We start from the raw sequence: 18,365 nt of genomic DNA on the forward strand, positions 1-18,365 counted from the left end.
CTTAAAGATTATTTACCCACTTACTTACCAAGGGCGTGGGAGATCAGCCTGCGCTTTACCAAGGGCAACTTATCCAGCAAGTTTAATCCCAAATTGCGCACCATGCGCACTGGCTCGAGATTGGCGCCGAACAAGCGTTCGAGCCCATCGGTTGCCAGCTGCATGAGGAGGACGTCTTCCTTGCGTGCACGGGCATAGCGCGCCAGCACGCGTTCGTCGCCGATGCCGTGATGGGTTTCGCGCGCATTCACGATGCGCAGCAGGTCGACGATGTCGCCGAAGCCGAGGTTCATGCCATGGCCGGCCAGCGGATGCACGGCGTGGGCGGCGTCGCCGATCAGGGCCACGTGCGGCGCCGTGATCGCATGCGGGCGCACCAGGGCCAGCGGGATCGCCTTGACCGATTCCGGCTGCAGGGGCTTGAGCAGGCCGAGCTGCGTTTCCGAGTATTCGCCGAGGCGGATCGCCAGCTCGCCCAGCGACTCGTTCATGATGGTGTCGGCCAGGGTTTCCGGCGCCGACCACACCAGCGAGACCTTGTTGCCCGGCAGCGGCAGCAAGGCGATGATGCCGTCCTTGCAAGTGAACCACTGGTGGGCGACGTTGTGGTGCGGCTTTTCGCAGGAAAAATTGGCGACGATGGCGTGCTGGTGGTAGGAGCGGTAATCGATGCCGATGTCGCACTGGCCGCGCACCCAGGATTCGCGGCCGTCGGCACCCAGCAGCAGCTGGGCTTCGATCGGTGCGCCGTCTTCCAGTTCGACCTTGGCGCCGAGCGGGCTGCAGCTCAGCCGGCAGGCGCGGCCGGTGACGATGTCGACGTTCTGGGCGAAGCGCAGGGCGGCGTCCAGCGCGGTGTTCAGGTTGCTGTCCTCGACGATCCAGGCCAGGGTGCCGGTGTGGGCGCCGAAGGCGTCGAAGCCCAGGTGGCCGCCCTGCTCGCCGTCGCCCTTGATGTCCATGGCGTCGACCGGCGCAACGCGCGTCATGTCGAGAGCACCCCAGACCTTCAGCGAAGACAGCAGCTTCTGCGCCGTATGGTTGAGCGCGTAGACGCGCACGTCCCAGGGCTTCTCGCCGCCCGCGGAGGCGCCGGCCGTCTCTTCCGCGCCCGGACGCGCGGGCGGCACCAGCAGGGTAACGCTGTGCCCGGCCTGGGAAAAGCCCAGGGCGGCGGTCTTGGCGATCGCGCCGTTGCCGACGATGCAGACGTCGCTCTGGCGGCGGCCGTCGGCACGATATTGTGCGGAGGAAGAGGTCTGTGTAGTCATGCAGGCATTATAGCCCTTTGCCCTGAGGCGGCTTCGCCCGCCTGCCGCGGGGCGCTTCCGCGGGCCCGTGAAAAAATTGCCGCTCAGGACTTGCGACCTTGGAAGTCACTGGCTATAATCATGCCTCTCTTGGCCTGGTAGCTCAGTTGGTAGAGCAGAGGATTGAAAATCCTTGTGTCGGTGGTTCGATTCCGCCCCGGGCCACCAAGATTCAAAGAAAACGCCACCTCCGGGTGGCGTTTTCTTTTCCGCCTTGCCAAGCACCGATAATGCCCATGACGACCTTACCTCCCTGCCCCGCCTGCAGCTCCGTGCTCACCTATGAAGACGGCTCCGGCAACTACGTCTGCCCCGAATGCGCGCATGAATGGCCGATCGCGGCCGAAGCCGCCCCGGAAGAAGCGGCGCGCGTATGGCGCGACGCGGCCGGCAATGTATTGCAGGATGGCGACTCCGTCACCGTCATCAAGGACCTCAAGCTCAAGGGCGGTGGCGGCGTCATCAAGCAGGGCACCAAGGTCAAGAGCATCCGCCTGGTCGAGGGCGACCACGACATCGATTGCAAGATCGACGGTTTTGGCGCGATGAGCCTGAAGTCGGAGTTCGTCCGCAAGAACTGAAGCACGGCCGGCCCCGGCTATTGCTGCAGTATCCTCCCCGCTACCAGCGCCCCGCCGGCAACACCGGGGCGCGTGCCCTGGCTGTCGTAATCCACCACCTCCTTGTGCGTCACGGGATCGAGATGCCAGACCTTCAGGCTGAAACGGCCCCGCTCGCCCGGGCTTGCGGCCGCGCCCGTTATCGTGCTCAGGATAAATTTATAACCGCCTGAGCCATCGATCGTACCGCTGCCTTCGAACTGCGCCCCCGCTCCCTTCACCGCCACCGGCCGCAGGCTGGCGCTGCGGAAGCTCATGCCGGGAAGGTCGACCTGCAGTTGGGCCCCGGCGCCGGCCAGGAAGCTGAAGGACGCCCTGGCGGAACGGCCCGGCGCCTTCCTGAGCGCACCTTGCGGCGACACGAAGCTGCCGCTGCCCGCCACCACGCCGCCGGACGGCTCGTAGACGATGAGCTTGCGGCTGACCGCGGCGCTACGGCCGGCAGCGTCGACGATCGTGGCCCGCACCGAATAGATGCCCGGCGCGGCGTAACTGTGGCTGGCGCTGGCGCTGCCGGCGGCGCCGCTCACGCTCAACTTGCCGGCCTGGGCTGCACTGCCGTCACCCCATGACCAGGTGAGGCTGCGCATCCCGGCCAGGCTCTCTCCCCTGAAGMCGACCGATGCCTCCAGCGGAGCGCCCCGCTTCACCACATCTGCCGCCTCGAGCGGGCCGAGCGCGCAAGCCACCGGTTTGCCATCGTCCGGCTTCAGCAGCACCAGCCCGGCGTTCGAACTCGCCACGATCATTCCGCTGTCGTTGATCGCCAAGGCGTCGTCCAGCTTGAGACCGGCGGGGGCATCGCGCAGACGCATGTTCAGGTCGATCATGCCCTGGTTCGCGGCCCACAGGAAGGCCCGTGAATCGCCGCTCGCGTTGTCTGCCGAACCGACGATCTGTCCCTTGCCGTTGATGCCGATGGCGCGCGATTGCAGCCCGCCGAGCGTGCCGAGATCGACCATGCCACCGGCACGCGTCCACGACATCGCGTGCTGCCTGTCGGTGCCGAAATCGATGACGCCGGCCGCATGCAACTTGGGGTTCATTGCCAGCACAAACGATTCGGTGCCCCCGGCCGTACCGAGATCGAGCATGCCGCTGGCGCGGGTCCAGAAGAAGGCGTGGTAAAGATAAGCGTTGGCGGGTCCGATGAAAGCGCCGGCGACCTGGTCCTTGGGGCCGATCGCGTAGGGATAAGCGTCGCCGCTGCCAGGGGCCGAGATATCGATCATGCCGCTTTTACGCGTCCACACGAATCCATCGCGGCTCATGGCGGCCGTATCCGAATTCCCCGCAATCAGCCCCGCATCGTTGATCAACGTCGCGCTGGAAAAGCTGGTGTTCCCGGTCGTGAACGCGCCCAGGTCCTGCATTCCGTCGGTGGCGCTCCAGCGGAACGCATGCGGCGGCGTCGACGGCACACCTTCGGAAGTGCCCACCACGACACCGCGGTTGTTGATCGCCGACGCCGCCGAATTCGCCGCGCCCGGGAGGACGCCAAGATCGATCATGCCTCTGCCGCTGCGCCACACGAAGGCGTGCTCGAGGCCGGACGGAAGCGTGGAACGGCCGGTCACCTGTCCCGCGTCGTTCACGTCGACCGCATTGGTGCCCGGGCCGCCCAGGGTGCCGATATCGGTCGTTACCGTTCCGTCATAGAAGTATCCGCGGGAGCCGGCCCCCGACTGCATCGAGAACGACACCTGGCCTTTGCTGTTGACGACCGGTAGTTCGCTGAGGTCTCCGGTGCCCAGGTTGATCACGCGATAGCCGGTGGGCGCGGCCGCGGCCTGCGGTTCGGCCGGCCCGGCACCCTGTGCCGTCGCCAGGCCGGCGAGCAGGCACGGCAACAACCAGCGGGAGGCGCTTCCCGGTCCACCTGTTCCACGTATGGATCGCATTTTTATCCCCAGTTAAAAAGTGAGCTGGCACTTTGAGCTGTAAATATAGTACGAGTTTTGCCCGAGACTTTCGCCCATGAGGCCTGTCAACGCAAAGGAACGATGCGAAAGCGCCACATGCGGGCAGCGCCGTGACACGCTTACTTAAGCTAACGGGAAATTAAGAATAAATGTCTGGAAAGTTCTGACTGGTCCAGCGACCGTTCCGCGATCATCGCGGCCGGAAAGGCTGATCTGCCAAGCAAGTTCCCTCGCTGGGCAGGAAAACGCCAACCTCGTTGGGTTGGCGTTTTTTTCACGCTGATTAATGGAAGAACAGATAGATCAGCACAAGAACAATGGCCGGCACGCCCAGAATCCACGCCAGGAAATATTTGCCCATGATCGTGCTCCTTTATATTTGCGATGAGTACGGATCCATGGTGCCTTGAGAGGATGCCATTGTCCGTACGCTAATACACAAAGTGCGCGGCAGGCTTCCGCACAGGACTACAATGGCCCGGCAGTTCACAACCGATTCGCGATCCGAAGCATTCACAGGAGACTTCCATGAACATGAAATCAGTCAGCCTTGGTTCTGCAATCCTGCTTACCGTATTCTCCCTGTCCGCGCACGCGGCCGACCTGCCGGTCAAGAAGGTCAACGGCATGCTGGTCGATTCGAAGGGCATGACCGTCTACACCTTCGACAAGGACAGCGCCGGCAGCGGCAAGAGCACCTGCACCGGCGCCTGCGCGCAAAACTGGATGCCGGTGATGGCGGGCGACGCCACGCTTTCCTCGCCCTACTCCACCGTCATGCGCGACGACGGCAGCAAACAGCTCGCCTATCACGGCAAGCCGCTGTACACCTTCGTCAAGGACAAGAAGCCGGGCGACAAGGCCGGCGACAAGATGAAGGACATGTGGCATACCGTCACCGATTGAGCAAAGCGGGTGGCGGCGTCATACGCCGGTAACGATCACGCTTGTATGATGAACGAACTGCAGCAAGGGAAACCGGGCGCCAGGCACTCATGTACAAAAGCGACAAACGGCTGTTGATCCTCGACGCGGACGGCACGACCATCGACGCGTTTTCCGCCATCGAAGCGGCGTTTGCGCGGCATGGACTGGCGATCGGCGACGAGACCAGTTTCCGCAAGCGCCGCCACCTGCTGAAATACCTGGGAGGATTGAAGGAGTTCCCTTCGATCATCAAGAACAATCTGCGCAAGGGCAGCCGCGCGCGGCTGGTCGACAGCCTCACCGAGGTCTACCGGCAGGAAGCCAGGCTCTACGAGGGCATCCCCGAACTGGTCCGGACCCTGATCGCGGCGCCCGACATCGCCGTCGGCATGGTCACGCGCAATATCACCAACGAACCGCTGGAGACGCTGCGCCAGCTGTTCGCACGCTACGAGATCGACATCAGCGAGCTCGATTTCTTCGTCCACATCCCGCTCGGCGAAAAGAAGACCAGCCAGTTCCGCGCGATCCGCGAGCAGTTCGGCATCAACCCGGCGCGCGCCTATGTGTGCGGGGACGAGCACAAGGATTTCGCGGCCGCGATCGGCAGCGGCATGCATCCCTTCATGGTCTCCTACGGCTTCGAAGACTACGGCCGGCTGACGGAAAAATTCGACATTCCGCACGAGCTGATCTCGCGCACCTCGGCCGAGCTGTGCCTGCGGGTGCGGCACGCCCTCGGCCTCGGCCCCGGGTCCGCTCAATAGCTGACCGCGAACAGCAGGATGCAGGCGGCGCCGAAGATCCAGTAGTCGACCGGCGCGCCCCAGAGCCAGTGCTTGTGCCAGGGCACGTGCTCGCGCCGGAAACGGCGCCAGCCGAAGGCGGGGTTGACGACGAACCAGAGGAAATCCTCGGCCACCCAGAACAGCATCACGCAGGCCAGCACCCGGCCTTCCAGCCGCAGCGACCACTCGCCCATGAAGCACAGCGGGAAGTGGAAGATGATGCCGATGAAGGAAAACATCCAGGCGTGGTAGCCCGTCATCGGGCGGCCGCCCCAGAACAGGTCGAGCAGGCGATGGTTCTCGATCCGCCAGGTGGGCAGGTTGGCGGCCCAGCCGCCTTCTCCTTCGATCTCGACTTCGACGCGCGCGAGGAAATAGGCGGCGACCAGGACGCCGGCCAGCGTGAACTCAATGGTGTGCATCGTGGCTTTCGACTTGCTGCAGGAGCGCCGCCAGCACCTGCATGGCGGCGCGCGGACGCCCCAGTTCCCTGGCGCGGGCGCGCATCGCCTTCAGCCGGATCGGACAGGCCAGCAGCGAACGGACGCGGTATTCCAGGGCCGGCAGGTCGGCGGCCTTGAGCGCCACACCGTGCTCGAGCAGGAAGTTGGCGTTGCATTCCTCCTGCCCCGGGATCGCGGAATTGACGATCATGGGCAGGCCCATCGCCAGGCACTCGGCCGTGGTCGAGCCACCCGGCTTGGTGATCGCCATGTCGGCGCAGGCCATCAGGCGCTCGACCTTGCCGGTATAGCCCTGCGGCGCCAGCCGGCCGGGAAAGTCGGCCGCCAGTTGCCGCAGCGCGACCAGCTGCGCCGCATTCCTCCCCGCCAGGACGATCATCTGCAGGCCGCTGTCCGCCTCCAGCAGGCGCCGGGCCACGCCGCTCAAATCCCCGAGACCGGCCCCGCCGCCCATCAGCAGCACCGTGCTCACCCAGGGGTCGAGGCCGAGCGCATGCGCGCATTCGATGCGGCCGGGACGCTCCGCAAAGCCCGGCATGACGGGAATCCCGGTGACGTGGATCGCCTGTTCGGGCACGCCGTGGCGGCGCAGCTGGAAGGCCACTTCCTCGCTGGCGGCAAAGTAGCCGGCGACGTGGGGATGGACCCACATGCGGTGCAGGTCGAAGTCCGTGACCTGTACCCACACCCGGCAGCGCAGGCGGCCGCTGCCGGCTTCGCGCGCCAGGATCTCGGCCGGGAGGAAGTGGGTGCAGACGACGATGTCCGGATCGCGCCTGGCGACTTCCTCGACCAGGGGTCGGCTGTCGCGCGCTTCGATGCGGCGGCGCAGGCGGTCGATCCAGCCGTCCGCACGCTCGCGGTTGGTCCAGCGGTAGATGGCGCTCCACAGCCCCGGCATGCGCTTCACCAGGAACAGATAGAGGTCGGTGTAGACCCGGCGCAGGCGCCGCGTGGCGAAGGCGGTCGCGTCCAGGTGGCTGACGTCGGCCTGCATGCCGGACGCGCCGGCCCAGGCGTGGATGGCCTCGGCCACCCGCGTGTGCCCGGCGCCGGCGGGAACGCTGAGCAGCAGGATCTTCTTGCCGGCCATGGGCGCGTCGAAGCCGGTATCCCTCACGATGTGCATTCCCCTGGCATGCGGCCCCCGAAAGATGGTTGCCGCCTACTCTAGACCGGGATCGTGACAGGAACGTGACGCGCTAGCTGTTGTGTTCGTGGTCGCCGGAGGCGTGGCCGAGACCGAGGCCCATGCCCATTCCCATGCCGCCACCGCCGCCTTCTCCACCGCCTCCACCACCTTTAGCACCGCCACCGGCGCCGCCTTCTCCCTTGCCGCGCGCGCCGCCGCTGCCCTGGGTGCGGGTCGGTCCCTGCAGCGGGATCGCGACGTCCTCCGGCATCGGTCCCAGGTCCAGCGCCTCGCGGATGAAGTCGCGCAGCGAGACCACCAGCTCCGCCGTGTGGATCGGACGTCCGGCCGCCATGTCGCTGGCGGCCTGGCCGGCCAGCCGGCAGTGCTGCTCGGTACCGAGCAGCAGGATGTCGGCCAGCGCCGCCTCGACGGCATCGCGGATGCGCCGCGCGCGCTCGGAATTCACGCGCGCCGCCTCCGCCGCCGACGGCGCGGCGCCATCGGCCGATGGCGGCGCCGCGCGCAGCTCGCGCAGGTGGGTGGGATCGACGGTCAGCTCGCCGGTGAAGGAGCCGCCCAGCGTCCGGTAGGCCGCGATCAGGGTCCGCAGGCGCTCGTTGATCTGGCGGTTCATGCGCTCGCGGCGCTGCTGGATGGTCTGCATCATCAGCACCCGGATGCCGACGCCGATCAGGGTGACGATGGCAAGGCTCATCAGCGTGGTGAACACGCCCTGCCAGGAGCTGAGATCCATATAGCGCACAGGCCCCCCGCGCAGCGATTAACGCACCACCTGCAGCTTTACCTGCTTGCCGTCGCGGTAGGTGTAGAGCGTCAGCGCGGCATTGTGCAGGTCGCCGTTGGGGTCGAAGGCGATGTCGCCGGTGMCGCCGTGGTATCTGATCTTCGCCAGCGCCGGCAGGAACTTCGCCGGGTCGGTCGAACCGGCCTGCTGCATCGCCTGGGCGAACACCATGGTGGCGTCATAGGCGTAAGGCGCATAGGTCYGCAGCGGGATCTTGTAGCGCTGGCGGTAGCGTTCGGCGAAGGCGGCGGCGGCCTGTTCCTCTTCGGCGCTGCCGACGCCGCCGGCCACCACGCAGATCACCTTGCCGTTGCCGAGGGCGTCGCCGGCCAGCTGCGGCAGCTTTTCCGAGCACACGCCGTCGCCGGAGACGAGGGTCGCGCCGATGCCGAGCGCCTTCATCTGCTTGAGCATGGGACCGGCCACCGCATCCATGCCGCCGTAGAAGATCACGTCCGGCTTGTGCGCGCGGATCTGGGTCAGGATGGCGTTGAAATCGGTCGCCTTGTCGTTGGTGAACTGGCGGCTGACCAGCTGGGCGCCGCCCACCGCCTTCACGCCTTTCGTGAATTCGTCGGCCAGGCCCTGGCCGAAGGCGGTGCGGTCGTCGATCACCGCGATCTTTTTCGCCTTCAGGGTCTTGATCGAATACGCCGCCAGCGTGTGGCCCACCAGGCTGTCGCTGGCCACCACGCGGAAGGCGGTCTTGTAGCCTTGCCGGGTATAGAGCGGCGTGGTCGCCGCCGGAGAAATCTGCGGGATGCCGGCGCTGTTGTAGATCTTCGAGGCCGGCACCGTGGTGCCCGAATTCAGGTGGCCGACCACCGCCACCACGCCGTTGTCGACCAGCTTCTGCGCCGCCGCCGTGCCCATCTTCGGATCGGCGCCGTCGTCCTCGGCCTGCAGCACGAAGCGGACCTTCCTGCCGCCGATGACCGGGGCTTTCGCGTTCAGGTCGTCGATCGCCATGCGCGCGCCGTTCTCGATGTCCTTGCCCTGGTGGGCGCCGGTGCCGGACAGCGGCGACGCGCTGCCGATCCTGACGTCGAGCGGGGCCTGGGCCCGGGCAGACGATGCGGAAAGAAGCAGCAAGACGGGCAGGATGACGGCTGGACGCATGGGCTTTCCTTTCGATGGGATGTCCGATTGTACAATCGTCGGGCGAATAACCAGATCCCGGAGACGACATGCCCATCCGCCGCGCCCTGCCCCGCGCCCTTCTTTCCCTCCTGGGCGCCGCATCCCTGCAGGCCGCGGCCGCGCCGGCCACCACCATCCTCTTCGTCGGCAACAGCTTCACCTTCGGCGCGCCGGCGGGTGCGGCCCCGCTGGTACAGGGCTACCGGCCGGACAGCGTCACCGACCTGAACGGCACGCACATCGGCGGCGTCCCCGCCCTGTTCAAGGCCTTCGCCGTGCAGGCCGGCCTGGACTACGAAGTGAGCCTGGAAACCTCGCCCGGCAAGGGCGTCGACTGGCATTACGAGCACAAGCTCGCCACCATCGCCAGGCCCTTCGACAAGGTCGTACTGCAGAGCTACAGCACCCTGGATGCCGCCAGGCCGGGCGATCCGGCTACCCTGGTCAAGTATTCCGGCCTGCTGGCCCAGGCCTTCCATGAGCAGAATCCGAATGTCGACGTGCGCCTGGCCGCGACCTGGTCGCGCGCCGACCAGACCTACAAGCCGGGTGGCGCCTGGTACGGCCAGCCGGTGTACCAGATGGCGCTCGACGTGCGCGCCGGCTACGACAAGGCGGCCCGGGCGTCGAAGCTGATCGGCGGCGTGATCCCGGTCGGCCAGGCCTGGAACCGCGCGATCGCCAGCGGACTGGCGGACCCGGATCCCTACGACGGCAAGGACACGGGAATCAATCTGTGGGCGCCGGACGACTACCACGCCAGCGTCTACGGCTACTACCTGGAGGCGCTGACCATCTTCGGCAACGTCACCGGCCGCGATCCGCGCTCGCTGGGCGCCAACGAATACGTGGCGAAGGAACTCGGTATCGGCGCCGACACCGCGGCCGCGCTGCAGAAGGTGGCGGCGGAGTCACAGGTCGCCGAAATAGGCCATGTCCCGCTCGATGGCCGGCGGTAGTTCCCGCTTGAGCAGGTCGATCCAGGCGCGCGTCTTGGCATCCACGAAACGGCCGGAAGGCAGCAGCGCGAAGATCGCGATCTCGGGCGAGCGCCAGCCGGGCAGGACCTGCGCCAGCCGGCCGCTGCGCAGGTCGTCGACCACGCTGTAGGCCGGCAGCAGGGCGATGCCCAGGCCGCGCAGCGCGCCGTCGAGCAGCACTTCGGCGATATTGCCGATCAGGGGGCCTTGGGGATCCAGGGTCACGTGCTCGTCGCCGCGGTCGAGCTGCCAGCAGGAGCTGAACGAGGAGGTCACCAGCCGCAGGCAGGTGTGCCGGGCCAGGTCCTGGGGATGATGGGGCGTGCCGCGCTGCTTGAGGTAGTCCGGCGCCGCGCACAGCACCGAGAACATGCGTCCCAGTTTCATCGCCACCAGGGCGGAATCGGGCAGGTAGGGCGCCAGGTAGATGCTGACGTCGATGCCTTCGGCCAGCAGGTCGGGCGGGCTCTGCGAAGAGCTGTACTCGAGGGTCACGCGCGGGTTCGCCGCGCAGTAGGTGGACACCAGCGGCGTCACATAGCGGTTGCCGAAGGCCGTCATGCTCATCACGCGCAGGCGGCCGGAAGACTGGTGGGCGGCGCCGCCGACCTCGCCTTCGGCCTGGGCGACCATGTCGAGGATGGCCTTGCAGTGCTCGGCATAGCGCTCGCCGGCGCCGGTGGCGGAGATGCGCCGCGTGCTACGGTGCAGCAGCTTGGTCTGCAGGCGGTTTTCCAGCAGGCTCACGAGGCGCGAGACCTGCGCCTTGGACATGCCCAGGTGTTCGGCGGCGGCGGTGAAGCTGCCGCCGTCCATGACATGCACGAAGGCGTTCATCGCGTGCAGCAGTCCGTAATCGAGATCCTTGCGCATAGCCCGCCATCTTACCAGCGCGCGGCCTCCGGCACCGGTACCCGTCTACTTAGTTGCCCTGGTACAGCGGGTTGTCCGACACATAGGCCATGACACGGTGGTTCAGCAGACCCTGCGGCGCGATCAGCGCCAGGTCGAAGGGAACCACGTGGGCGCTGCCGTTCTGGAAGGTCCAGCTGAAGGAACGGTCGCCGACGACGAAGCGCACGGTCGAGCCGCCGGTGACGTTGACGTGGCGGGTGGCGTCGGTGACGACGATGACCTGGTCGACCGCGGCCTGGGCCGGCGCGGCATTGCCGCGGAGGTCGGCCTGTTGGACACCGGCGAAGGCGGCGGTGCTGGCGGCGGCCAGGGTCATGGCGGTGAGGACGGGGAGGATCAGCTTGGTTTTCATGTTCGTTTCCGTTTCTATGTGCGCAGCGCCGCCACGGCGCCGCGCGTTGTTCTGGTGTGCCACCTGGCGTCGGTGGCACGTCAGTCGCTTGTTGTAGCGTTTTTCTGACAGGCAAATGGTACTGGCCGGGAACGAAGCGAAAAATAGCGATGGAGGGGATTGTTCGTTACGTATGACGTAACAATCGAGCCGAAAAGACGGCGTGCTCGCTACCAAAAACGTCGTCCCCGCGAAGGCGAGGACCCAAGTTCTGCTTGCGCTAACGAAACGCTAACAAACTTGGATCCCCGCCTGCGCGGGGACGACGGATCAAACTGCAGTGATTACCAGAAAATGACGCGATCTTCCGGCGCCAGGTACATCTTGTCGCCCGGCTTGACGTCGAAGGTCTCGTAGAAGCCCGGGTGGTTGCGCAGGCTGCCGTTGACGCGGAATTCCGCCGGCGAGTGCGGGTCCGACTTGACCTGGGCGATCAGGGCCTGGTCGCGTGCCTTGCCGCGGCGGGCCTGGGCCATGCCCATGAAGATGCGCTGCTCGGCGGTGTAGCCGTCGATCACCGGCGCCGGCTTGCCCTTCAGCGAGATCCGGTAGGCGCGGCTGGCCATGATGGCGCCGGCGTTGTCGGCGATGTTCTCACCCAGGGTCAGCTCGCCGTTCAGGTGGTAGCCGTCGACCGGGCTGTAGCCGGCGTACTGGTTCACCAGCACCTTGGCCTTGGCGCGGAATTTCTCGCCGTCTTCCTTGGTCCACCAGTTGCGCAAGTTGCCGTCGCCGTCGTACTGCGAACCCGAGTCGTCGAAGGCGTGGCTCATCTCGTGGCCGATCGAGATGCCGACCGCGCCGTAGTTGATGGCCGGCTCGGCGTCCGCGTCGTACAGCGGGGCCTGCAGGCGCGCCGCCGGGAACACGATCTCGTTCATGGTCGGGCTGTAGTAGGCGTTGACGGTCTGCGGCGTCATGCCCCATTCGCTGCGGTCGACCGGCTTGCCCAGCTTGCTGACGTTGCGCTTGTGCTCGAACTCGCGGGTGCGCATCACGTTGCCGACCAGGTCGTCACGCTTGATGGTGAGCGAGGAGTAATCGCGCCACTTGTCCGGGTAGCCGACCTTCACCGAGATCTTCGCCAGCTTGGCCTGGGCGGCCTTCTTGGTCTCGTCGCTCATCCAGTCCAGGGTCTCGATGCGCTCCTTGTAGGCCAGCATGAAGTTGTGGACCATCTCTTCGACCTGCTTCTTGCGCTCGGCCGGGAAGTAGTGCTCGACATAGACCTTGCCGACCACTTCGCCGAGGTCGCGGTTGACCTGGGCGATCGCGCGCTTCTCCAGCGGACGGTTGACCTTGGTGCCGCTCAGCACCGCGCCGCGGAAGGCGAAGCTCTCGTCTTCGAAGTCCTGCGACAGGTAGTTCGCGTAGGCGCTGATCAGGCGGAAGCTGAAGTAGGACTGCCAGGTCTCGACCGGGGTCGCGGCGATGATTTTATCCAGGCCCTGCAGGTAGGACGGCTGGCTGACCACGACTTCGGTCGCCTTGCCGACGCCGGTATCCTTCAGGTAGGTGGCCCAGTCGAAGCCCGGCGCCAGGGTCTTCAGTTCGGCGACCTTCATCTTGTTGTAGCGCTTGACCGGATCGCGGTTCTCGACGGCGCTCCACTGCACCTTGGCGATCTCGGTTTCCAGCGCCACGATGGCCTTCGCCTCGGCGGCGGCATCCTTGTGGCCGGCCAGGCTCAGCATCTTCTCGACGTGGGCCAGGTACTTGGCGCGGGTATCAAGCAGGCGGGCTTCGTCCTGCAGATAGAAATCGCGGTTCGGCATGCCCAGGCCCGACTGCGAGATGCCGACGATGTAGCGGGTCGAATCGCGGCTGTCCTGGCGCACGCCCATGTTCACCGGCGAACCGGCGCCGATGCGCTCGAAGTGGGCGGCCAGTCCGGCCAGCGCCTTCTTGTCCTTCAGCGCGGCGACGCGCGCCAGCTCGCCCTTCAGCGGGGCCAGGCCGAGTTCGTTGCGGCGCTGCTGGTTCACGTAGCTGGTGTAGAAGTCGCCCATCTTCTGGGTGTCGGAACCGGCTTTCGCGTTCTTGTCCTGGGCGGCCTGCTCGATCAGGGTGCGGATCTGCTGCTCGACCTTGTCGGCGGCGATGTTGAAGGCGCCCCAGCTGGAACGGTCGTTGGGGATGTCGACGTCCTTCAGCCACTTGCCTTGCGAGTAGCGGAAGAAATCGTCCTGCGGGCGTACCGCGGCGTCCAGCGCGCCGGCGTCGACACCGGAACGGGAGCCGGCTGCCGCGCTCGAGGCTGCCGATGGTTCAGCCGCCGCGACCTTGGCGGGTGTGCCGGCGTGGGCAAGGCTGGCGAACAGGCCCGCGATCAGGGCGCTGCACAGGGTACGCTTCATTGTGATGTCTCCATAAGAATCAAGTGTTTGATCGTAATTTAAACTTTGCCTCGTGCCAAGGTTCATTGGATGCATATGTCAGCCCATACAGTGGCCGGCTCCGCTTGATTTGGCGGCCGCCGGCCCCATCTCGAAACTTCTTCCCATCGCTTTCCATGCCTGCATTGCCCAGCCTGTCCAGCGCCAGGGCCGCGCCCGCTGCGCGCCTGTCCGTCGCCCTTCTCTCATGCGCGGCGCTCCTGTCCACGCCCCGCGCCGGCGCGCGCGAGGGCGAGGAACTCGCGGGCCTGATCAACGCCTACCGCGCCGCACCCGCTACCTGCGCGGGCCGCCCCGCCGCAGCCGCCGCGCCCTTGACGCCCGAGGCGGCGCTGTCCTCGTTGCGCATCGGCGTCGGCACCTTTCTCGAATCCGCGCTCAGGAAGGCGGGCTATGCCGCCGCCCAGGCCGAGGCGATCTCGGTGACGGGGCCGGAAGACRCCGAGGCGGCCATGACGGTGTTGCGCGAGCGCTACTGCGGCAAGCTGCTGAGCGGCGAGTTCTCGGCCATCGGCACGGCGCGCCACGGCAAGGAGTGGCAGGTGGTGCTGGCGCGGCCCCTGGTCTTCCCCGCCCTGCCCGATGCGGCCCGGTTGAGTCAGGAGCTGCTGAGCCTGGTGAACCAGGCGCGCGCCCGGCCGCGCAGCTGCGGCGCGCAGGGCTTCGGCGCGGCCCCGCCCCTGGCCTGGAGCGACACCCTGGCCACCGCCGCCCTCGGCCACAGCAAGGACATGGCCGAGAAACACTATTTCAACCACAAGGAGCCGGGCGGCAGCGACCCGGCCACGCGCGCCACGCGGGCCGGCTACCGCTGGACCAGGATCAGCGAGAACATCGCCTCCGGCCAGCGCACGGTGGAGGAAGCGGTGGCGGCCTGGCTGGACAGCCCCGGCCACTGCGCCAACATCATGAATCCGGCGATGACGGAGATGGGCGCGGCCTATGCGGTCAATCCGGCCAGCGAGAACCACACGACCTACTGGACGCAGATGTTCGGCAAACCAGCAGGCCGGTAAGGGACCTGCCATGTTTCTCGGCTATCGTTTCGATAGCGACAATTAAATAGCGCGCTATTTAATTTCGCGCTATGATTCATCCCACTCAACCACGAAAGGGTAAAGCGATGACCACCAAGCTCGACAAAGTCCTGTACACCGCAAAAGCACACACCACCGGCGGCCGCGAAGGCCGTTCCGTCTCCAGCGACAATCTGCTCGACGTGCGCCTGGCGCCGCCGACGGAAATGGGCGGCAAGGGTGACGCCACCAATCCGGAACAGCTGTTCGCCGCCGGCTACTCGGCATGCTTCATGGGCGCAATGAAATTCGTCGCCGGCCAGAAGAAGATCGCGGTACCGGCCGATGCGGCCATCGACGCCAGCGTCTCGATCGGCCCGATCCCGGCCGGTTTCGGCCTGGCCGTGGAACTGGCGGTGAGCCTGCCGGGCATGGACCGCGCACAAGCACAGGAACTGGTCGAAGCCGCCCACGGCGTCTGCCCGTACTCGAACGCGACCCGCGGCAATATCGACGTGACCCTGACCGTCGTATAAGGTCCGGCCTCAGGCCGCTTCCGGGAACGGCACCCGCTCCACCGCCCGCACCAGGGCGTCGTAGCAGGCCGGATCGAGCGCCGTTCCCACGGTCTTCTGCATCATCTCCAGTGCCTGCGGTATCGGGATCGCGCCTCGGTAAGGCCGCGAGGCCGTGATCGCGTCGAAGATGTCGGCGGTGGTGATGATGCGCGTCTCGATGCGGATCTCCTCCGCCGCCAGTCCGCGCGGATAGCCGCTGCCGTCCAGGCGTTCGTGATGGGCGCCGGCGATGGCTGCCAGTTCGCGGAAGGCATCTATCCTCCCCAGGATCGTTTCCGTGAACTCGGCATGCAGCTTGACGGCGTCCCACTCGACGCGGTCGAGCGCACCCGCCTTGTCCAGCACGCTGTTGCTGACACCGAGCTTGCCGACGTCGTGCAGCAGCGCGCCGCGCTTGAGCCAGCGCCGGCGTTCCATCGACAGTCCCAGCGCCTCTCCGATCATGTCCGTGTACAGGGCCACCCGCGCGCTGTGGCCGCTGGTGTATGGGCTCTTGGCATCGACCACCTGGCCGAAGGCGCTGGCGATGTCGTCCAGGTAATCGTCGTCCAACGCATGCTGGTGTCCTGCCCCGGCCGGCTGCAGGGCAGCGACCGCGCCGTCAATCGTTTCCGAGGCCAGCGTCGCCCAGAAGGCGTCCGACTGCGCGACCTGTTCGAAAGCCTGTACCAGTCCCGGGTCGAACCACTGTCCCGCGCGCGCGCGTGCTTCCTTCAGCGCGCCCTCGCGCCCGCTTTCGGTGTGAAACACGTCGATCACCTGCGCCAGCAAGGCAATGCGCGAATACAAGGGGATCGCCTCGCCCGCCAGCCGCGCCGGCTTGCCGTTGCCGTTGAAATGCTCGTCCAGCGAATAAATGCCCTGGGCCACGCCTTCCGGAAAGCGCAGCAGGCGCGCGATGTCGGCGCCGCGCTGGCAGCGGGTAGCAACCAGCTCGCGCGCGATCTCCGGACCGTCGCGCAGGATCGTCATCACGCTGCGGAAGCGCTCGGCCAACCCGGCCTTCAGTCCCGTGTGCTTGAGCACGAAGCCCAGCACCTGCGGCAGGCTGTCGCCGACCGTCTTGTAGTCGCGCTTGAAATTCAGGTCGTCCGTCAGGTAGAGCTCGCAGATGCGCGCGGCATTGCTGCTGCAGCCCAGGTCCTTCAGCAGGAGCGTGTAGTAGAGCTCCCACAACTGGCCGGCGGGCATGCCGGCCTGGCGGCCGATGTGCATGCCGATCCAGCAGGCGCGCACGCAATGCCCGGGCGGCTGGCCTTCGGTGATGTCGAGCGCATAGCTCAGCGATGCAATCAATTCCGATAATTTGAGTTCGCCGGAGGACATAAGCACGTGGAAATATTTGATGATTCAGAGCAATAGGGTACTGCTAATGTACGCGTCTCATAGCATTAATTTTTACTATAGACCACATAGAAATAGATAGTTTGCACGTATAAGGCTCGCGCTCTACCATGAACATTAATAAACGATATCTATCGAATTAAATACATCGATAGCCATTAACCCTAACAGCGAGCTGACATGACCGATCTCACCACCGCCTCCGGCATTCCCGTCACCGACAACCAGAACTCGATCACCGCCGGGCCGCGCGGTCCGGTCCTGCTGCAGGATTTCCACCTGATCGAAAAGCTCCAGCATTTCAACCGCGAGCGCATTCCCGAGCGCGTGGTCCACGCCAAAGGCTCGGGCGCCTACGGCACGTTCACCGTCACCCATGACGTCAGCAAGTACACCAAAGCGAAGCTGTTCGGCGAGATCGGCAAACAGACCGGGACCTTCCTGCGTTTCTCGACGGTCGGCGGCGAAAAAGGCTCGGCCGACACCGAACGCGATCCGCGCGGTTTCGCCCTGCGCTTCTATACCGAGGAAGGCAACTGGGACCTGGTCGGCAACAACACCCCGACCTTCTTCCTGAAGGACGGCATCAAGTTCCCGGACTTCATCCACACCCAGAAGCGCGATCCGCAGACCAACCTGAAATCGGCCCAGCATGTCTGGGACTTCTGGAGCCGCGCGCCGGAAAGCCTGCACCAGGTGACGATCCTGTTTTCAAGCCGCGGCACCCCGGACGGCTACCGCCACATGGACGGCTTCGGCAGCCACACCTACAGCCTGATCAACGAGGAAGGCCGGCGCGTGTGGGTCAAGTGGCACTTCAAGACCCTGCAGGGCATCAAGAACCTGTCGGCAGCCGAGGCGGTGCGCCTGGCCGGCCTTGACCCGGACTACGCCCAGCGCGACCTGTACAACGCGATTGCGAAAGGCGACTATCCGCGCTGGAGCGTCGAGATCCAGGTGATGGACGATGAACAGCGCGCCGCCTGGGAAGCGAAAACCGGCTGGGATGCGTTCGACTTGACGAAAGTGTGGCCGCAGGGCGACTTCCCGCGCATCCCGGTCGGCATCCTGGAACTGAACCGCAATCCGGACAACTATCACGCCGACGTCGAGCAGGCCGCGCTGTCGCCGTCGAACATCGTGCCGGGCCTGGGCTACAGCCCGGACAAGATGCTGCAGGCGCGCCTGTTCGCCTACCACGACGCCCAGCTCTACCGCGTCGGCACCAACCACCAGCACCTGCCGGTGAACCGCCCGCGCTGCCCCGTCCACAACCAGCAGCGCGACGGCGCGATGGCGATCGCCAACGGCGGAGCAAGCGCCAACTACGATCCGGTGGCCGGCACGCCGGCGGCCGGCGGCTTCGGCCACGGCGACGCCGGCTGGCAGCTCGAGGGGACGGCAGGCCGCTACGACACCCGCGCCCTTGATGATCACTTCACCCAGGCCGGCAATCTGTTCCGCCTGCTGAGCGAGGAAGAAAAGCGCAAGCTGATCGAAAACATCGCCGGCGCCCTCGCCCAGGCCGATGCCGCGATCCAGGACCGCCAGATCGGGCATTTCCTGAAAGCCGATCCGGCCTATGGCCAGGGCGTGGCGGAGGCGATCCGGGCGCGCGCGAACAAGGCCTGAGC

Annotated in this window: 17 protein-coding genes and 1 tRNA gene; 8 read left to right on the forward strand and 10 right to left on the reverse strand. The window is 66.1% G+C overall.

Annotated features, from left to right (window positions below):
• Nucleotides 1-20: 20 nt before the first annotated feature.
• The gene (locus AC1DIX_RS11375; protein WP_477324351.1) at nucleotides 21-1,271 is read right to left on the reverse strand and encodes an FAD-dependent monooxygenase; all 1,251 of its coding nucleotides are present in this window, start codon (nucleotides 1,269-1,271) and stop codon (nucleotides 21-23) included.
• 131 nt (nucleotides 1,272-1,402) lie between these two features.
• Here AC1DIX_RS11375 and AC1DIX_RS11380 point away from each other — a divergent pair.
• Nucleotides 1,403-1,478, forward strand: a tRNA-Phe gene (locus AC1DIX_RS11380).
• A gap of 68 nt (nucleotides 1,479-1,546) precedes the next feature.
• Nucleotides 1,547-1,891 carry a zinc ribbon domain-containing protein YjdM gene (locus AC1DIX_RS11385; protein WP_441935098.1) on the forward strand — a complete coding sequence of 115 codons (345 nt, stop codon included), beginning with the start codon at nucleotides 1,547-1,549 and terminating at the stop codon, nucleotides 1,889-1,891.
• Between the two features lie 17 nt (nucleotides 1,892-1,908).
• On the opposite strand, the gene AC1DIX_RS11390 is transcribed toward AC1DIX_RS11385, so the two are convergent.
• Nucleotides 1,909-3,831: a PKD domain-containing protein gene (locus AC1DIX_RS11390; protein ID WP_477324353.1), complete on the reverse strand. Its 1,923-nt coding sequence runs from the start codon at nucleotides 3,829-3,831 to the stop codon at nucleotides 1,909-1,911.
• A 549-nt stretch (nucleotides 3,832-4,380) separates the two neighbouring features.
• On the opposite strand from AC1DIX_RS11390, the gene AC1DIX_RS11395 reads away from it, so the two are divergent.
• Both AC1DIX_RS11395 and AC1DIX_RS11400 read left to right on the forward strand, forming a co-directional pair.
• On the forward strand, nucleotides 4,381-4,758 hold the full coding sequence (locus AC1DIX_RS11395; protein ID WP_441935096.1) for a COG4315 family predicted lipoprotein: 378 nt from the start codon (nucleotides 4,381-4,383) through the stop codon (nucleotides 4,756-4,758).
• 89 nt (nucleotides 4,759-4,847) lie between these two features.
• On the forward strand, nucleotides 4,848-5,546 hold the full coding sequence (locus AC1DIX_RS11400; RefSeq protein ID WP_441935095.1) for an HAD family hydrolase: 699 nt from the start codon (nucleotides 4,848-4,850) through the stop codon (nucleotides 5,544-5,546).
• Here AC1DIX_RS11400 and AC1DIX_RS11405 read toward each other — a convergent pair.
• The 4 genes from AC1DIX_RS11405 to AC1DIX_RS11420 all read right to left on the reverse strand — a co-directional run bounded on the left by AC1DIX_RS11405 (nucleotide 5,540) and on the right by AC1DIX_RS11420 (nucleotide 9,090).
• Entirely contained in the window at nucleotides 5,540-5,989 is a 450-nt protein-coding gene (locus tag AC1DIX_RS11405) for a hypothetical protein (protein ID WP_441935094.1), read from the reverse strand. The two genes, AC1DIX_RS11400 and AC1DIX_RS11405, sit on opposite strands and share 7 nt — an antisense overlap.
• Nucleotides 5,976-7,124: an MGDG synthase family glycosyltransferase gene (locus tag AC1DIX_RS11410; RefSeq protein ID WP_477324626.1), complete on the reverse strand. Its 1,149-nt coding sequence runs from the start codon at nucleotides 7,122-7,124 to the stop codon at nucleotides 5,976-5,978. The genes AC1DIX_RS11405 and AC1DIX_RS11410 overlap by 14 nt, the downstream gene beginning before the upstream one ends.
• Nucleotides 7,125-7,233: 109 nt before the next feature.
• Nucleotides 7,234-7,920: a hypothetical protein gene (locus AC1DIX_RS11415; protein ID WP_477324355.1), complete on the reverse strand. Its 687-nt coding sequence runs from the start codon at nucleotides 7,918-7,920 to the stop codon at nucleotides 7,234-7,236.
• A gap of 27 nt (nucleotides 7,921-7,947) precedes the next feature.
• Nucleotides 7,948-9,090, reverse strand: coding sequence for a branched-chain amino acid ABC transporter substrate-binding protein (locus AC1DIX_RS11420; RefSeq protein ID WP_477324357.1), 1,143 nt, complete (start codon nucleotides 9,088-9,090; stop codon nucleotides 7,948-7,950).
• Nucleotides 9,091-9,158: 68 nt separating this feature from the next.
• Between AC1DIX_RS11420 and AC1DIX_RS11425 the strand changes: the two genes are divergently transcribed.
• Complete coding sequence (locus tag AC1DIX_RS11425; protein WP_477324359.1) at nucleotides 9,159-10,070, forward strand: PEP-CTERM sorting domain-containing protein; 912 nt, start codon at nucleotides 9,159-9,161, stop codon at nucleotides 10,068-10,070.
• Here AC1DIX_RS11425 and AC1DIX_RS11430 read toward each other — a convergent pair.
• From AC1DIX_RS11430 to AC1DIX_RS11440, 3 genes are all read right to left on the reverse strand, one after another.
• A complete protein-coding gene (locus AC1DIX_RS11430; protein WP_477324361.1) occupies nucleotides 10,023-10,964 on the reverse strand; it encodes a LysR family transcriptional regulator in 942 nt (313 codons plus the stop codon). The two genes, AC1DIX_RS11425 and AC1DIX_RS11430, sit on opposite strands and share 48 nt — an antisense overlap.
• Before the next feature lie 49 nt (nucleotides 10,965-11,013).
• Nucleotides 11,014-11,358, reverse strand: coding sequence for a CzcE family metal-binding protein (locus AC1DIX_RS11435; RefSeq protein ID WP_477324363.1), 345 nt, complete (start codon nucleotides 11,356-11,358; stop codon nucleotides 11,014-11,016).
• Nucleotides 11,359-11,681: 323 nt separating this feature from the next.
• Entirely contained in the window at nucleotides 11,682-13,754 is a 2,073-nt protein-coding gene (locus tag AC1DIX_RS11440; RefSeq protein WP_441935088.1) for a M13 family metallopeptidase, read from the reverse strand.
• A gap of 155 nt (nucleotides 13,755-13,909) precedes the next feature.
• On the opposite strand from AC1DIX_RS11440, the gene AC1DIX_RS11445 reads away from it, so the two are divergent.
• Together AC1DIX_RS11445 and AC1DIX_RS11450 are read left to right on the forward strand one after the other, a co-directional pair.
• Nucleotides 13,910-14,809 (forward strand): CAP domain-containing protein, encoded by a 900-nt coding sequence (locus tag AC1DIX_RS11445; RefSeq protein ID WP_477324365.1) that lies wholly within the window; start codon nucleotides 13,910-13,912, stop codon nucleotides 14,807-14,809.
• 107 nt (nucleotides 14,810-14,916) lie between these two features.
• Complete coding sequence (locus AC1DIX_RS11450; protein WP_441935086.1) at nucleotides 14,917-15,345, forward strand: organic hydroperoxide resistance protein; 429 nt, start codon at nucleotides 14,917-14,919, stop codon at nucleotides 15,343-15,345.
• Between the two features lie 9 nt (nucleotides 15,346-15,354).
• On the opposite strand, the gene AC1DIX_RS11455 is transcribed toward AC1DIX_RS11450, so the two are convergent.
• Nucleotides 15,355-16,713 carry an HD-GYP domain-containing protein gene (locus AC1DIX_RS11455; protein WP_477324628.1) on the reverse strand — a complete coding sequence of 453 codons (1,359 nt, stop codon included), beginning with the start codon at nucleotides 16,711-16,713 and terminating at the stop codon, nucleotides 15,355-15,357.
• Nucleotides 16,714-16,911: 198 nt separating this feature from the next.
• Here AC1DIX_RS11455 and AC1DIX_RS11460 point away from each other — a divergent pair, with 198 nt between their 5' ends.
• Nucleotides 16,912-18,363 (forward strand): catalase, encoded by a 1,452-nt coding sequence (locus AC1DIX_RS11460; RefSeq protein WP_477324367.1) that lies wholly within the window; start codon nucleotides 16,912-16,914, stop codon nucleotides 18,361-18,363.
• Nucleotides 18,364-18,365 lie beyond the last annotated feature (2 nt).

Source organism: Massilia sp. 05N420, assembly GCF_056397205.1.

What these genes read in the sequence shown, in the direction of transcription:
- AC1DIX_RS11410 (WP_477324626.1), bottom strand. Translation starts at nt 7,124, where the DNA reads ATGGCCGGCAAGAAGATCCTGCTGCTCAGCGTTCCCGCCGGCGCCGGG.
- AC1DIX_RS11440 (WP_441935088.1), bottom strand. Translation starts at nt 13,754, where the DNA reads ATGAAGCGTACCCTGTGCAGCGCCCTGATCGCGGGCCTGTTCGCCAGC.
- AC1DIX_RS11400 (WP_441935095.1), top strand. Translation starts at nt 4,848, where the DNA reads ATGTACAAAAGCGACAAACGGCTGTTGATCCTCGACGCGGACGGCACG.
- AC1DIX_RS11395 (WP_441935096.1), top strand. Translation starts at nt 4,381, where the DNA reads ATGAACATGAAATCAGTCAGCCTTGGTTCTGCAATCCTGCTTACCGTA.
- AC1DIX_RS11430 (WP_477324361.1), bottom strand. Translation starts at nt 10,964, where the DNA reads ATGCGCAAGGATCTCGATTACGGACTGCTGCACGCGATGAACGCCTTC.
- AC1DIX_RS11425 (WP_477324359.1), top strand. Translation starts at nt 9,159, where the DNA reads ATGCCCATCCGCCGCGCCCTGCCCCGCGCCCTTCTTTCCCTCCTGGGC.
- AC1DIX_RS11405 (WP_441935094.1), bottom strand. Translation starts at nt 5,989, where the DNA reads ATGCACACCATTGAGTTCACGCTGGCCGGCGTCCTGGTCGCCGCCTAT.
- AC1DIX_RS11375 (WP_477324351.1), bottom strand. Translation starts at nt 1,271, where the DNA reads ATGACTACACAGACCTCTTCCTCCGCACAATATCGTGCCGACGGCCGC.
- AC1DIX_RS11460 (WP_477324367.1), top strand. Translation starts at nt 16,912, where the DNA reads ATGACCGATCTCACCACCGCCTCCGGCATTCCCGTCACCGACAACCAG.
- AC1DIX_RS11385 (WP_441935098.1), top strand. Translation starts at nt 1,547, where the DNA reads ATGACGACCTTACCTCCCTGCCCCGCCTGCAGCTCCGTGCTCACCTAT.
- AC1DIX_RS11415 (WP_477324355.1), bottom strand. Translation starts at nt 7,920, where the DNA reads ATGGATCTCAGCTCCTGGCAGGGCGTGTTCACCACGCTGATGAGCCTT.
- AC1DIX_RS11435 (WP_477324363.1), bottom strand. Translation starts at nt 11,358, where the DNA reads ATGAAAACCAAGCTGATCCTCCCCGTCCTCACCGCCATGACCCTGGCC.
- AC1DIX_RS11450 (WP_441935086.1), top strand. Translation starts at nt 14,917, where the DNA reads ATGACCACCAAGCTCGACAAAGTCCTGTACACCGCAAAAGCACACACC.
- AC1DIX_RS11455 (WP_477324628.1), bottom strand. Translation starts at nt 16,713, where the DNA reads ATGTCCTCCGGCGAACTCAAATTATCGGAATTGATTGCATCGCTGAGC.